Source organism: Acinetobacter sp. ABJ_C1_1, from assembly GCF_044684115.1.
Classification (GTDB): domain Bacteria; phylum Pseudomonadota; class Gammaproteobacteria; order Pseudomonadales; family Moraxellaceae; genus Acinetobacter; species Acinetobacter nosocomialis_A.
In genome coordinates this window covers 408,457-422,783 of sequence record NZ_JBITPU010000001.1, presented here as the reverse complement: position 1 = coordinate 422,783, position 14,327 = coordinate 408,457, and the positions used below count along the sequence as shown (strand labels likewise).

The following is a 14,327-nucleotide window of genomic DNA, read 5'->3' as shown; positions in this document are numbered from 1 at the left end:
TTTCTTTTATGATGAAACTTAACAATGTAATTGGGATTATTTACATTGAAAGAAGTAAGCCACTATTTAATCGAAAATAAAAATATGGCATGGTCCATCACTATGTGTTTGGTCGCTGTGCTTTTAACTATTTTTATTTTAAATCTCATTTTAGGTTTGCTCGTTCATTTTTTTGATTATAGCCAACCGATTTGGTGGCATGCTTTAAGTCCATATTTTGTTGCTCTTTTGCTTTTTATTATGGTTTGGTCTGTGGTGACCGAGCTTTATATTTTGCGTAAAGGTGGTCATTCCCTTGCCAAACAGCTTAAAGCACGTCGTTTGGTAAAAGGCGAGAGTACACCAGAAGAACATGCCGCATTAAAAATTACAGAACATTTGGCGCAAACATTTTCTCTTAACGTTCCAACTCTCTATGTTTTGCCTGACGAAGTAGGTGTAAATGCGTTAACTGCAGGTTTTCACTCAAATGATATTGTCATTATTTTGACTTGGGGTGCTTTACAGAATCTGGATGAACTAGAGCTGTATGGTTTATTGGGTCATGAGTTTAACCAAATTTTATCGGGCGAAGCTGTAGAAAATACTAAATTAAAAATTTTATACAGCGGTTTAACGACGTTCAGTCAATGGGGTAGTAAACTCGCCAAGCAGGGTTTCAAACGTTATAGTCCAGGCTATAAGCATAAATTTGAAACAGTATTTGTAGCTGTTGGTGGTGTAATCTGGCTGGCGGGAAGCTTGGGTGTATTAATCACTCGTTTTATTAAATATTTAACATTAAGTGGCCGTACGTTTCGCAATGACCAAAAAACCATGCGATTGTTAAAAAATAGTACAAATACCCAAACATTATTACGTATTTATGTTCACCATTCAGGATCACAAATTCATAGTGCTTATTCTGAATCAATCGCGCATATGTGTTTTGCAAATTCACTTAGCCCTCAAAGCTGGATGAATATTCATCCAAGTATTCGCGAGCGCATTTACGAACTTAATCCGACTTTACTGCAAGATTTACAATTAGAAAATCTAAAGAAACTTCGTAATAGGCCTTTATTTAGCCTTTTCCGTTCATTAGAAGAATCTGAGACTGAAATTTATATTCCATGGTCATCACCACAACCTTTGCCATTATTGCGTCTTTCTCCGATTAGTTTTGCATTAAATGATGCGATCAAGCCTTTAAGTAGTGATATCCGGCGTAATAAAAAACGCCCTGAACTTATTCAGCGTGCATTGCAAACAGCCACTGGTTCGCGAGAGGTGATGGTTGCGATTTTAATGATTCGTCAATATCGAGAATTTATTCCGCAAGAAGCTCCGGTAAGCCATTCGATTGTCGATGCTTTGCTTAATCTGGATGGTCGTATTCATATTCAGATATTTCACGACGCATGTAAAAATATTGGCCATATGCCTGCAAGTATTGCGCGTCAATTTTTGACAAAACTGGCACTAATTATTCAGGAAGATGGGGAAATTGGGCTGCTTGATGCATTATTACTAGAGCGGGTCAAGTATGAATTGAATTTGATGCCACTTCATTTGCCAACAGCATTTGAAGAAGTGAAGCCTCAAATAGTTCGTTTAATTGATGCATTACTTCATGTGCAGCAAATTAATAGTCCAAATCAGTTGGAGGTTCGCGAACGTATTTTGCGCTCTTTACTTAACCCAGATGAAATGCATATTTATGATGAAATTTCGGATGAGCCTTTAGACTTGGCTGAAATTTTAAATGACATTGCTGGGCTTTTGCTTCGTGATCGTTTAAGTATTTTGGCCATTGCTGAGATGTGCTTATGGAGTGACCGAATTATTACGCAAGATGAACTGGATGTGCTTGAGTTGCTGTACTGGCGATTTGGTTTCGAGTCTGATGAAATTGTAGAACAAATGCAGAAGAAAAATAGCGTTATGATTATTTAAGAAACATATGTGGTTTCCGATAGGGATCATTAAAAGAAAACGCTGAAAAAAAATCAGAAGCCCGTTAGAATGTGTGTAGATTAGAGGTACTGATTTAAACATGATTGGGCAGCAAAGAAATATACTGGCAACCTTAGGAATTGATGTGTGGATTCCTAGAACACAAGTGTGCCAAAAAAATAATGCCCATACTGTATGGCGAGATCAGGTTGTCGAATCTCAAGCACCAATTATCCCATCTACACTAAATGTTCCTGCTTTTGAACAAAAGCCATCTAAGCCTGTGCTGCCTGAAGTTCCTAAAGTCGTAGAGGAGCCTTCAATAGCAATTGTAGATGTTCCACAGTCTGAAGTAGTTGTAGAAAAACCTATAATTGTTGTTGAGCAAGAGGCAATTGCTCCATTTGAGATGCAAGCTTATTGCCTTGAAAGGTGTGTAATCTTTGTTGATGTAACTGCATTAGAAAAAGAAGAAAAACAACTTTGGGCAAATATACAAAAGGCCAAAGTCGGGCACTATGCTGAATTAAAATGGCCTTTTCCGTTAGCAGCTTATCAGGATCAACGTGGTGTGGGTTCATATATTCAAGGTTTTTTAGATGCTGTGGCGGCAGAAAAAAAGATTTTATGTCTGGGTAAATGTGCCTATATTCAACATACAAATATTATTCATTTAGCTAGTTTAAAAGAAATGTTAGATAAGCCTCTCCTTAAAAAAAGGTTGTGGCAACTTATGCAAGATAACAATGAGTAGTAGGGATATACATGAAAAAGGTTGTGGTTTTTAGCCAAATCGATAAAGAAATTTTGTCACGGTTGCAGCAGGACTATCATGTTGTCGTATTAAACCCTAAATTGGGTGATATTAATGAACAGATACGACAAGAAGTGGTAGATGCTGATGGAATGATTGGGGCAGGCCGCTTACTTAATGAAAGTAACCTTGCTCCAGCACAAAAATTAAAAATTATTTCATCTGTGACAGTTGGCTACGATAATTATGATGTTGCTTATTTAAACCAAAAGAAAATCTGGTTATCAAATACACCACATGTTTTGACTGAAACTACCGCAGATCTTGCCTTTACTCTATTGTTAAGCGCAGCTAGAAAAGTACCATTTCTAGACCATTGGACTAAACAAGGTGAATGGAAAAGAACAGTTGGGCCACAACAGTTTGGTCTGGATGTTTTTGGGAAAACACTAGGTATTATTGGATTGGGTAATATTGGTGCTGCAATTGCACGTCGTGGTTTTTATGGTTTTAACATGAATATTGTTTATCATAATCGACGTGAAAAGCCTGAATTGGCTGAGCCATTGAATGCTCAATATCTAGGTTTGGATGAGTTGTTACAAAAGTCTGATTTTGTAGTCACAGCAGTTGATTTAAATACAGAATCTAAAGCCTTAATGGGTAAAGCTCAATTTGAGCTTATGCAAAAGCACGCTATTTTTATTAATATTGCGCGTGGTTCAGTGGTTGATGAGCAAGCACTTATTGAAGCTTTACAGCAGGAAGTTATTTTTGCTGCAGGTTTAGATGTATATGAAAAAGAGCCTTTGCAAGATTCTGAACTTTTCAAATTACCAAATGTAGTTACTTTGCCTCATGTGGGTTCTGCTACAGCTGAAACACGCAGAAAAATGGCAAACTTAGCATATAAAAACTTGGTAGAAGCATTGGAAGATAAAACACCAAGATATTTGGTGAATCCTAATTTCGTATAAATATTGAATAACACTTCATTGCAAATATAGTCTATTTTCAATGTTATAGTGAAAGCCTGTTCATATGATGCAGCAAACTCAAGCATTCTATGAATGGGCTTTTTTGTTAGTTTAATTTTAATAGAGAAGAACTTTTGAAATTTTTGCCAGTTATTTTAAGTTTGGCTTTTATAACAAATGCCTCTTATGCAGATCCTTTTGATCCAAAACCAGCTTCTGGACAAGTCGAAATTCCCAATATTGGTAGTGGAATAGGATTGCTTGACCAACAGAAAGAAAAATTTATTGGTGAAAAAGTTTTCCGTGAGGTTCATAAGCAAATGCCAGTCATACAAGATGTGTGGCTGGAAGATCAGTTTTTCCAAGTCTTCTCTAATATCTTGGGTGAAACACAACTTGGACAACCTATTGGGCTGGTTGTAATTAAAGATCCTCAAATTAACGCATTTGCTGTTCCAGGTGGGCTATTTGCATTAAATACTGGTCTTATTTCATCAGCTCGAAATATTGATGAGATTGCTGGTGTGATGGCACACGAAATTGCTCACGTTTCTCAGAGGCACTTTAGTCGTTCAGAAGAGGCTTTTAAAGGACAGGCGCTTTTAAGTTTGGCTGGTTTACTGGCAGGGGTGGCTCTAGCTGCTCAGGCAGGTGGAGATGCTGGAGCTGCGGTCATGTTAGGTACGCAAGCTGCACTTCTTGATAAACAGCTCACTTATAGTCGTAATCAAGAGCGTGAAGCTGACCGGATTGGAATGCAGTATATGTATGCCGCAGGTTATAACCCACAAAGTATGGCAGATTATTTTGAAACAATGCACAGAGCAACTAGCCATGTAAGTTTCCTGCCGGATTTTTGGCTTACGCATCCTTTAACGACTGAGCGTATGAGTGAAGCTCGTTTAAGAGCCAATCAAATGCCTAAGGTTAAAAGCAGAATATATGATGTCGATTTTGAAATTTTAAAATGGTACACCATGGTGGTCGCTGGAGAAGCTACAGAAAATCAGCTGCAAAGTCTGGCATCGCAAAAAAATCTGGCAGGGATGTTGGCTTTGTCGGCGTTTTATCTTAAACAAGGAGACTACACGCAGGCTCAAACAACATTAGATCAAGTGAAATCTAGTGGTAAACCACTAGTTACTCTAATTCAAACAGATATTTATTTGGGCCAAAATAAGCTTGATCAGGCCTATAATTCGATTGCCCCACTGCAAATGACTATACCTGAAAATAAGGCGTTCAGTTATAAGTTGGCTGAGGTGTTGTTGCGTCAGGGAAAATATGCGCAAGTACAGACGCTCGTGCAGCGTTTTATTAATAAAAATGCTCGAGATATTCAGGGCTGGCAACTATTACAGCAGGCTGCTAATTTAGATAAACAATCGCCATTAAGAGCGGTGAATGTATTGCGATATCGTGCAGAAGCACAGTATTGGTCTGGTAGTGAAGAAAATGCAATTAAATCTATGTTGCACGCGCAAAGACTAGCGAAGGGCAACCAAGCTATGTCGGCTAAAATAGATAGTCGATTAAAGCAAATGCAAGATGAGCGACGAATGAAAATTTAATAGATTTAGTTTGATCTTTTGATTTTCGCAGATACAAATGTACTTAAACTGACAAGTAAATGAAAGTTTAGTTTAAGAATGTATAAGGAAAGAGGAGGGAATTAAGCTAACTTAGCTTTAATTTTTGCTGAAACTTGAGCAGGATCGGCACGCCCGGCTATGATCGGACGTAGAGAATTCATCACCTTACCCATATCTTTCATGCTAGTTGCTTCTTGAGCAGCAATCGTTTGCTCAATGATAGAATCAAGCTCTTCCTCAGTCATAGCTTCTGGTAGAAACTGGGAAATAATCTCAGCTTCGGCTTGTTCTTTACTAGCTAAATCATCACGACCAGCGCCTTCAAAGGCTTTGATCGATTCTTTACGTTGTTTAATTTGCTTTTCAATGACCGCAAGAACCTGAGCGTCGCCAAGCTCTATGCGCTCATCAACTTCGATTTGCTTAATTGCTGCTTGTAGACTACGCAAAACCGTCACTGTTGCCATATCTTTGGCACGCATAGAAGTTTTTAATGCATCAGTAATTTGGTCTTTTAAAGTAGTCATAATTTCAGCAGTCAATCACAAATTAATTAGTAAAGGCGAGTAGTACGTACAGATTCGCGAGCCAATTTCTTTTGGTAGCGTTTAACTGCAGCAGCTTTTTTGCGCTTACGTTCTTGAGTTGGTTTTTCGTAGAATTCACGCTTACGAACGTCAGCTAAAACACCAGCTTTTTCGCATGAACGTTTGAAACGACGGATAGCTACGTCAACTGGTTCGCCTTCTTTCAACTTAACTTGTGGCATGTAAAATCCTCTAGATTATGGATAAGATCAGGCACACCATTGCGCCGGATCACAAGTGAAGGTCAGTATTTTACTCATTTACAACTCATATCACAAGTCTATAATAGCGATTGCAATATTTTGACTCATATAAAAGGCAGTTTTGATGATTGTTTTAGGCTTGGAAACTTCTTGTGATGAAACAGGGTTGGCACTTTATGATAGCGAACTCGGCTTACGGGGACAGGTTCTTTATAGCCAGATAAAACTTCATGCTGAATATGGTGGGGTAGTACCTGAACTTGCTTCTCGTGACCATGTTCGTAAGCTCATTCCTTTAATGAATCAATTGCTTGAACAAAGTGGTGTAACAAAAAAAGAAATTGATGCAGTCGCTTATACGCGTGGCCCAGGTTTAATGGGAGCATTAATGACAGGCGCATTGTTTGGACGAACTTTAGCTTTTTCTTTAAATAAGCCTGCGATTGGTGTTCATCATATGGAAGGGCACATGTTGGCGCCCTTGCTTTCAAGCCAACCGCCTGAGTTTCCATTTGTTGCATTACTTGTTTCAGGTGGACATACACAATTGATGGCAGCTCATGGCATTGGTCAATATGAACTATTGGGTGAGTCTATTGATGATGCTGCAGGTGAAGCTTTCGATAAAGTTGCGAAAATGATGAGCTTGCCATATCCGGGTGGGCCAAATATCGCAAAACTAGCGTTATCTGGTGATCCGTTAGCATTTGAATTTCCACGACCAATGCTTCATCAAGGCCTAGATTTTTCTTTTAGTGGTTTAAAAACGGCAGTTTCTGTTCAATTGAAAAAGTTGAATGGTGAAAACCGTGACGCAGATATCGCTGCTTCATTCCAAGAAGCCATTGTTGATACCTTGGTAAAAAAATCAGTAAAAGCCTTAAAGCAAACTGGACTTAAGCGTTTAGTGATTGCGGGTGGGGTAAGTGCAAATTTACGATTACGCGAGCAATTAGAAACTTCTTTGGCGAAAATTAAAGCACAGGTTTACTATGCAGAACCTGCTTTATGTACAGATAATGGGGCAATGATTGCATTTGCAGGTTATCAGCGCTTAAAAGCCGGCCAACACGATGGCTTAGCTGTCACGACTACACCGCGTTGGCCAATGACTGAATTATCTATTCCTGAATAAAATTATTTATCTGTAAAGGCTTGTTGGTTTTCAATATCTATATATTCGATATAACCACGGCCTTGCACTTCCTTACCGAAATAATTACCCGTAAATCTATAACCACTTGCATAACCTCGCCCATGACCGTAACGAAATGGGCAATCAATTTCTGCCTGAATATTTAAAATAATTTGCTTTGCATCATTTCGAGCAATCCAAGAAAAAAATTTAGGAAGTCGCATCTTTTGCCCACTAGGTGAAACGAAGTCATCAACTTGGTGAGAAATAATATCAAAACTTACATCTGTGTAAATTTCGGCTGGCTGGTCCAGATGTCTAATATGCAGGGTATATGCAGCTGTTTGTCCTGCAATATCGGCTTTGGTAAGAAGAAGTTGAGTGATCTCATTTAAATTGATAATTTGATAAGTAAAAAAATCAAGTGGCAGTTTATATGCGTCAGGAAGAAGTTTATTTGTAATGGAGTGAGCTCCAACTGCTCGAGCATATTCGTAAGTGCAGAGTCCCTCACTTTCAATACGTTCTGATTGATAGCTTAAGAAGCCTTTAAATTTTGCCAATAAACTAAAATGATCATAAATCGGTGTTTTTATAAACCATGAAACATGTGAAGTGATATCGATATTAAATTCGAAATCAAACCCATCATAATGTCCATTAATATGAATGTGTGGGAATTTTCCTTGAATTGAAATTTCCTGACCTAGTTCTATCAAACTTCCATCTTCATTAATTTTTGTATCTTCGGGAATGATATAGGCTTTCAATAATGCTTGTTCAAGAGCGGCTGTAGTTGAAAAGAAAGTCGCTGTTTTTCTGGGGTTTCCAACAATAATGTCATCATGATCAAATGCAAGAGCACTTGGTGTGCCTAATAAAATCATAATATTTAAATAGCGGTGCGGCTCTGGCAAAAGTGGGAAAAAGATTCCGTAGTGGGTCCAGCTATAATATTTTTCATCAACTCGGGGCTGGATAATATGAGGCTGAGAAAAAGGAAGGGTTGAGTATTTTTCTGCTTTATCTATAACACTTTGCGCGAGCAATAAGCTTTGACCTAAAAATTTGCTGCCTATAGAAATTTTGGGCAATTGTTTTTTCATATATAACCTTAAATGAGTACAATCTTGGTTTTAGGTTATGAAAAACAACTGCCAAAGCTAAGCGGTTTACAGGCCAAAGCTAAGGCTTTGTGGGACATTTTATTTAACTGTTAGACAACTCTTTTAAGCCATTTAAACCAATCCAATGCTTAGAAAATTGATATGCAGCACGACCAGAACGTTGTCCACGCATTTGGCACCAACGCAAGCTTTCAGCACGAACTTCATCGGTAAAAGGCATGTTTGCTTTATCAAGATAATGTTCTACGATTTCTAAATATAAATTTTGATCCATTGGATAAAAAGATAACCACAAACCAAAACGGTCAGACAAAGAGATCTTTTCTTCAATCGCTTCTTGAGGGTGTAGTTCGGTATATTGAGGTACATCCACCTTGGTTACAGGTGTATTTTCATGCATGAATTCGGGTAATAAGTGACGGCGGTTACTGGTCGCATAAATAATAAAATTTGTTGAACCTGACTGTAATGAGCCATCTAATACACTTTTTAAACTACGATAATTTTCATCTTCAGCATTAAAAGCTAAGTCATCACAATAAACGATATACTTTTCAGAGCGGTTTTGAATGATTTTTTGGATTTTAGGTAAGTCTGCTAAATCATCACGTTCAATTTCAATTAAACGTAATCCTTGAGTTGCATACTCAGTGAGTAAAGCACGCACAATAGAAGATTTACCTGTACCACGTGAACCCGTTAGAAGTACATCATTTGCAGGTAGGCCATTTAAAAACTGCAAAGTATTTTGAATGATTTTTTCTTTTTGACGTTCGATGCCTTTTAAGTCATCAAGATAAATATTCTTAGGTGTATAAATGGCTTTAAGTTGCTGGTTTTCCCATCTAAAAGCGGGGGCAGTAAAATCAGTTTCTTGTTTAGGTTCGGGTAAGACTTGCTGTAACTGATTTAATACAAGTGATAAGGTTTGAACTAAATTGTCGGGTAAATCAATGGTAGCCATGGTTAATCAATCATGTTAAACAGTAATTTACTAGGATACTAACACCGAAATTTGCACGCTGACAAAAAAGATACTAGCAATGCAGTTTATCGGTTTTGCAATTGATTGAAATGTTCAGACCGCGCATAGTGTTGTCATGTCTATTCAGTAAAATCATCTGTGAAGATGAGGACGAAATATGTTTGAAAAAATACGAAGTGATATGAATCCGCATCAGGCTTACCGTATCAAAAAATTACAACGTCAGTTAGACATGGCTGAATCTTATGAAGAGTGGAAGTCTTTTGCATTAAAGCTAGATGAAGAAACAGGTGCGCAAGAGTGGAAGTTCGATAATAGTTCACCTTATTTTGATGCTGAGCTTATTTCTTATCGTTACACTTTACTGAAAAGATATCGTCAGCAACATCGTACTTTAGATTTGATTTATCTTTTAAAAGAAGGGTTAACCTACGATATTGCAAATATTGGTCACCCTATGTTGTTTGCTGCAACGCATGTAGGTACAAAAAAATTAATTGAAGATTATATTGAAGAAGTCAGCCAAAGCTTGGCTTACATTGCTTCTAGTGAATGTATTACCTTTCAAAGAAAAGAAAAAATCGAGTTTTTTGAAAATTGTGAAAAAGCATATGGACAGCCCGCGCTTATGTTTTCGGGCGGTGCAACTTTAGGTCTTTTTCATACAGGTGTATGTAAAGCTTTAATTGAACAAGACTTAATGCCCAAAGTCCTATCTGGCTCAAGTGCTGGCGCCATTATGACAGGTATGTTGGGGACTTCTGCGAGTGAAGACGTTCAAAACTTATTAAATGGCGAGCAATTTTTTAGTGATGCGTTTCACTTTAGAAAGCTTCGCGAACTCATAAAAGGGAATGGGGGCATTGCGGATGTCCATTATTTGAAAAAATTTCTAATCGAGAACTTAGGTGATTTGACTTTTGAAGAAGCATTTAAAAAATCGGGTTTAAATATTAATGTCGCAGTTGCGCCATACGATGCAACAGAAAACCCACGAATTATGAATGCAATTATGACACCCAATGTTTTGGTTTGGAGTGCTGTATTAGCTTCTTGTGCTGTGCCAGTTCTATTTCCGCCTGTGCGTTTAACCAGTAAGCGTTATGATGGTGAACATACGCCTTATATGGCAAACACTAAATGGGTAGATGGTAGTGTGCGCAGTGACTTTCCACAAGAAAGAATGGCAAGGCTTTATAATTTAAACTACACCATTGCCAGCCAAGTAAATCCGCATGTTGTACCATTTATGCAAGATGATGCACACCGTTTCCGTAAAGATCTTTTAAGTTGGCCTGAACGAATTTTAAGACGGCAAGGTAAAGTTCTATCTATGGGGGTAATGGACTTTACCCGTCAAAGACTTGGCGCTATTTCTCCAGTAAGAAGATTGCTTGATCATGGGTATGGGGTAATAGGGCAGCGTTACTATGGCGATGTCAATATTATTGCCAAATATGGCCTGAAACATTATGCCTATACGCTACAAAACCCTCGTCCGCATTTGTTTAAGCGTTTACAACGAGAAGGTGAGCGGGCGACTTGGCCGAAAATCTCTTCTATAGAAACTCATGCGCGTATTGGTAAAACCATTCAGCATTGTTTAGACGTTCTACGTTTTGAAGAAAAGAGACAACAACCAGAGTCTTATTATGCTGAAGCATGATTTTGCTTCTCATATAGAAAACCTAAAATGCGTAACAAAACCTAAAAGTGCAGCTTTAGGGCGGCATCTATGGACATGTACTATAGATGCTCATCACTACTGGCTAAAATATCATTTGCCGCATGTACATGCTCAAAGTGAGCAAGATTTTTTGCATGAATTACAATTCTATGAAGATATTCAGCATAAAAAAGTGAATTGGCTTTTGCCATTTAAAATATTTGATGTCAGTACTATTTCCGAATTACATGAGTTCGAAGGGAAAGCATTAATTTTGCCAGACACTCATTGCTGGTTTGGCAATTTAGATCAAAAGCAAAATTTAAAAGATATTCGTGAGATGATCTATACCTCGCTTATAGCTTTAGCAGAGTTTCATGAGCTGGAGTGGATTCATGGCGATATTAAAAAAGAGCACTTTCGAAATTTTGAGCAAGGGCTCTATTTAATTGATTTTGAAAAAACAAGGTTTATATCGAGTCCTGATTCAATCATTGATGCTACGCCAAGATATATGGCACCTGAACTTTTTCATGGGACGAGTAAGAGTATACAAAGCGATTTATATGCTTTTGGAATTGTGTTGTATGAATGGTTAAGTCGAATGCGTTTGCAAGCAAACACTTATCATGATTGGGCTATATTGCATTGCCAAAATTTAGACATTCAGTTGCCTGATTCAGTTCAATTTTTTTACCCTTTACTTGTAGGGTTATTGCAAAAACAACATAAAAATCGATTTTCAAATGCATTTGAAGCAATCAATTGTTTAAATGCGCTCTCAAACTGATAAAAATCATTGATCTAGTATCTGTATACAATTTACACGGTCAGTTTTTTTTAGAAAAAAAACACTTGTCACTGTTAGATCTTATCGCTAATATACACAGCCATCGGGGGCGTGGCGAAATTGGTAGACGCACTGGATTTAGGTTCCAGCGCCGCAAGGTGTAAGAGTTCGAGTCTCTTCGCCCCCACCACTTTAAGTTAAGACTTAAAGTTGATTTGGATGTTAAGTCATCTAAATCTTGGAAGAGGATTGGTGTAATGGTAGCATGACGGTCTCCAAAACCGTTCGTCAAGGTTCGAATCCTTGATCCTCTGCCACATTTATTTTAAATAAATGTCCCAGATGGGGGCGTGGCGAAATTGGTAGACGCACTGGATTTAGGTTCCAGCGCCGCAAGGTGTAAGAGTTCGAGTCTCTTCGCCCCCACCATTGAAAGAAGCAAGACGATGATCTTGCTTTTTTTATGATTAAATCTAAAGGGTTTAATTATTAATATAGAGGATTGGTGTAATGGTAGCATGACGGTCTCCAAAACCGTTCGTCAAGGTTCGAATCCTTGATCCTCTGCCAAGATTCAAAAAAGCTCCTGTTGAGGGAGCTTTTTTTATGTCTAACTGATTTTTATAAATAAATTGTGATTTAAAACTAATATCTTATAAAAGTAAGATTTAAGAAAATAAGATTTATTTTACATACAGACAAATCTGTATAAAAAATGCTTCCACTTTGTTAAGGTTTTGTTAAAATAAAATTAAGTTGATATTAATCACGGTTTAATTTTATATGTTGAACTATAACAAATTTAATAAAAGTGTCTTATTCATCTGCTTATCACTAACGGGGGGCCTAAGTTTTGCTGCGGACTCGGATGATCCTATTCGTCAGAGAATTCAGGCTGACCAAACTATTCGACAACAGCAACGTGATAGTGCTTTAGAAAAACAAATTCAACCAGATGTAAACGTCAATCTAGGGCAAGAACAAAATAAGATTTCAGCTCAGCAATTACAATATTTACGTTCTAACAGTGAAACACCTTGTTTTGAAATTAAAAAAATACTTTTAGAAGGTGAAGAAGCCCATCAATTCATTTCTACTTTTAATGTGATTACTACTGGTAAGAACAATATTATTGGAAGATGTTTAGGGGTAAATGGACTAAACCAAGCCCTTGATCTTGTACAAAATAAAATTATAGCAAACGGTTATGTAACAACACGAGTTTTGCTTCCTCAGCAAAATATTGCATCCGGTACGGTGCGTGTTCGTGTTATTCCGGGACGAGTGGATCAGATTAAGTTTGCTGAGGGTACTTCTAGACGTGCACATTTATGGAATGCTTTACCGATGAAGTCGGGTGAGCTTTTAAATATTCGTGATATGGAGCAAGGTTTAGAAAACTTTAAACGAGTGCCAACGGTTGAAGCTGACTTTAAAATCCAACCAGCAGAACAAAAAAAAGAACCGGGCTATAGTGATGTGGTTTTGGCTTGGCAACAGGCTAAACCTTATCGCTTGCATATAGGGATTGATGATTCAGGGAGTGAGGCGACTGGAAAATATCAAGGCACAGCAACTTTATCACTTGATGATGTGCTGACTTTAAATGATCTATTTTATATCAGTTATAACCATGATTTAGGTGGTGGAAACTCTGGTAAACATGGCACAGATGGTTTTTATGCAAGCTATACCATTCCATTTGATTATTGGTTATTTTCAACTAGTTATAGTCGTTCTAACTACTTGCAAACAGTCGCTGGAAGTAGTGAAACTTATCAATATAGCGGTAAAAGCGAACTCATTAATGCAGATTTATCACGAGTAATTTATCGGGATGCGCACCGTAAAACAGCTATAGGTTTTGGTGGATGGTACCGTGAATCACAAAATTATATTAATGATGTAGAAGTTGAGGTACAGCGCCGTAAAACTGCAGGCTGGAAAGCAACTTTTGACCATACCGAATATTTTTCCAATGCCACTTTAAGCGGCAATGTGACTTATAAACGTGGTACAGGTTGGTTGAATGCAATGAGGGCACCAGAAGAAGACTTTGGTGAAGCTTATACACATGTCGGGATTTTACAGGTCAATGCCAGCTTACAAGTGCCTTTCAAAGTTGGGCAACAAAATCTGCAATATTTAGCTGAATGGCGTACTCAACACAGCAATCAACCTTTAACACCTCAAGATAGATTTTCAATTGGAAACCGTTATACCGTAAGAGGTTTTGATGGTGAGCAAACGTTATTGGCCGATAATGGTTTTTTAGTTCGCAATGAACTGAGTGGCTCAATTATGAATAAGCCACACTCTTGGTATGCAGGTATCGATTACGGAGAGGTTGGTGGAAAAACTGCACATTATCCGAATCCTTTACCAGGCACGAGTTTATTAGGTGCAGTTATCGGGTTGCGTGGACAAATTGCTCCCTTGCGTTTGAATTATGACGCTTTTGTGGGTGCGCCTTTGAAAAAGCCAGATCACTTCGAAACAGATGATTACACGACTGGATTTAGCGTGAATTGGACCTATTAATTCAAGTTTAAAGGTCCAGAACTTAATCAACTTTA

Annotated in this window: 12 protein-coding genes and 4 tRNA genes; 12 read left to right on the top strand and 4 right to left on the bottom strand. The window is 37.9% G+C overall.

The genetic code is table 11. The annotated features are described in order from the left end of the window. Positions 1 to 45 precede the first annotated feature (45 nt). From ACG59Z_RS02075 to ACG59Z_RS02060, 4 genes are all read left to right on the top strand, one after another. Positions 46 to 1,935, top strand: a complete 1,890-nt coding sequence (locus tag ACG59Z_RS02075) for a M48 family metalloprotease (protein ID WP_031971918.1) — start codon at positions 46 to 48, stop codon at positions 1,933 to 1,935. A gap of 100 nt (positions 1,936 to 2,035) precedes the next feature. Continuing rightward, on the top strand, positions 2,036 to 2,689 hold the full coding sequence (locus tag ACG59Z_RS02070; protein ID WP_400197739.1) for a hypothetical protein: 654 nt from the start codon (positions 2,036 to 2,038) through the stop codon (positions 2,687 to 2,689). An 11-nt stretch (positions 2,690 to 2,700) separates the two neighbouring features. Next, complete coding sequence (locus ACG59Z_RS02065; protein WP_400197737.1) at positions 2,701 to 3,666, top strand: 2-hydroxyacid dehydrogenase; 966 nt, start codon at positions 2,701 to 2,703, stop codon at positions 3,664 to 3,666. Between the two features lie 143 nt (positions 3,667 to 3,809). Continuing rightward, complete coding sequence (locus ACG59Z_RS02060; protein WP_311086924.1) at positions 3,810 to 5,237, top strand: M48 family metalloprotease; 1,428 nt, start codon at positions 3,810 to 3,812, stop codon at positions 5,235 to 5,237. 101 nt (positions 5,238 to 5,338) lie between these two features. Here ACG59Z_RS02060 and ACG59Z_RS02055 read toward each other — a convergent pair whose 3' ends face one another. Next, positions 5,339 to 5,785 carry a GatB/YqeY domain-containing protein gene (locus ACG59Z_RS02055; RefSeq protein WP_004700591.1) on the bottom strand — a complete coding sequence of 149 codons (447 nt, stop codon included), beginning with the start codon at positions 5,783 to 5,785 and terminating at the stop codon, positions 5,339 to 5,341. 26 nt (positions 5,786 to 5,811) lie between these two features. Then, entirely contained in the window at positions 5,812 to 6,027 is a 216-nt protein-coding gene (gene rpsU, locus ACG59Z_RS02050; protein ID WP_001136722.1) for a 30S ribosomal protein S21, read from the bottom strand. A gap of 145 nt (positions 6,028 to 6,172) precedes the next feature. Here rpsU and tsaD point away from each other — a divergent pair, with 145 nt between their 5' ends. Beyond that, positions 6,173 to 7,183 (top strand): tRNA (adenosine(37)-N6)-threonylcarbamoyltransferase complex transferase subunit TsaD, encoded by a 1,011-nt coding sequence (gene tsaD, locus ACG59Z_RS02045; RefSeq protein ID WP_272326779.1) that lies wholly within the window; start codon positions 6,173 to 6,175, stop codon positions 7,181 to 7,183. Between the two features lie 2 nt (positions 7,184 to 7,185). Here tsaD and ACG59Z_RS02040 read toward each other — a convergent pair whose 3' ends face one another. After that, entirely contained in the window at positions 7,186 to 8,289 is a 1,104-nt protein-coding gene (locus tag ACG59Z_RS02040; RefSeq protein WP_400197733.1) for a DUF6670 family protein, read from the bottom strand. A gap of 103 nt (positions 8,290 to 8,392) precedes the next feature. Next, entirely contained in the window at positions 8,393 to 9,274 is an 882-nt protein-coding gene (locus tag ACG59Z_RS02035; protein WP_400197731.1) for an ATP-binding protein, read from the bottom strand. Between the two features lie 178 nt (positions 9,275 to 9,452). Here ACG59Z_RS02035 and ACG59Z_RS02030 point away from each other — a divergent pair, with 178 nt between their 5' ends. The 7 genes from ACG59Z_RS02030 (at position 9,453) to ACG59Z_RS02000 (ending at position 14,292) form a co-directional block, all read left to right on the top strand. Next, positions 9,453 to 10,961, top strand: coding sequence for a DUF3336 domain-containing protein (locus ACG59Z_RS02030; protein WP_400197730.1), 1,509 nt, complete (start codon positions 9,453 to 9,455; stop codon positions 10,959 to 10,961). Then, positions 10,948 to 11,751, top strand: coding sequence for a protein kinase (locus ACG59Z_RS02025; protein ID WP_400197729.1), 804 nt, complete (start codon positions 10,948 to 10,950; stop codon positions 11,749 to 11,751). Before ACG59Z_RS02030 ends, ACG59Z_RS02025 begins: the two co-directional genes overlap by 14 nt. 105 nt (positions 11,752 to 11,856) lie before the next feature. Further along, a tRNA-Leu gene (locus tag ACG59Z_RS02020) sits at positions 11,857 to 11,941 on the top strand. A gap of 53 nt (positions 11,942 to 11,994) precedes the next feature. After that, positions 11,995 to 12,068, top strand: a tRNA-Trp gene (locus ACG59Z_RS02015). A gap of 27 nt (positions 12,069 to 12,095) precedes the next feature. Further along, positions 12,096 to 12,180, top strand: a tRNA-Leu gene (locus tag ACG59Z_RS02010). Positions 12,181 to 12,247: 67 nt separating this feature from the next. Continuing rightward, positions 12,248 to 12,321: transfer RNA gene (locus tag ACG59Z_RS02005), tRNA-Trp, on the top strand. A gap of 213 nt (positions 12,322 to 12,534) precedes the next feature. Then, the gene (locus tag ACG59Z_RS02000; protein ID WP_400197728.1) at positions 12,535 to 14,292 is read left to right on the top strand and encodes a ShlB/FhaC/HecB family hemolysin secretion/activation protein; all 1,758 of its coding nucleotides are present in this window, start codon (positions 12,535 to 12,537) and stop codon (positions 14,290 to 14,292) included. The last annotated feature ends 35 nt before the right edge of the window (positions 14,293 to 14,327 follow it).

Coding starts and splice junctions, on each gene's coding strand:
- ACG59Z_RS02070 (WP_400197739.1), top strand. CDS start 2,036: ATGATTGGGCAGCAAAGAAATATACTGGCAACCTTAGGAATTGATGTG.
- ACG59Z_RS02065 (WP_400197737.1), top strand. CDS start 2,701: ATGAAAAAGGTTGTGGTTTTTAGCCAAATCGATAAAGAAATTTTGTCA.
- ACG59Z_RS02055 (WP_004700591.1), bottom strand. CDS start 5,785: ATGACTACTTTAAAAGACCAAATTACTGATGCATTAAAAACTTCTATG.
- rpsU (WP_001136722.1), bottom strand. CDS start 6,027: ATGCCACAAGTTAAGTTGAAAGAAGGCGAACCAGTTGACGTAGCTATC.
- tsaD (WP_272326779.1), top strand. CDS start 6,173: ATGATTGTTTTAGGCTTGGAAACTTCTTGTGATGAAACAGGGTTGGCA.
- ACG59Z_RS02040 (WP_400197733.1), bottom strand. CDS start 8,289: ATGAAAAAACAATTGCCCAAAATTTCTATAGGCAGCAAATTTTTAGGT.
- ACG59Z_RS02035 (WP_400197731.1), bottom strand. CDS start 9,274: ATGGCTACCATTGATTTACCCGACAATTTAGTTCAAACCTTATCACTT.
- ACG59Z_RS02030 (WP_400197730.1), top strand. CDS start 9,453: ATGTTTGAAAAAATACGAAGTGATATGAATCCGCATCAGGCTTACCGT.
- ACG59Z_RS02025 (WP_400197729.1), top strand. CDS start 10,948: ATGCTGAAGCATGATTTTGCTTCTCATATAGAAAACCTAAAATGCGTA.
- ACG59Z_RS02000 (WP_400197728.1), top strand. CDS start 12,535: ATGTTGAACTATAACAAATTTAATAAAAGTGTCTTATTCATCTGCTTA.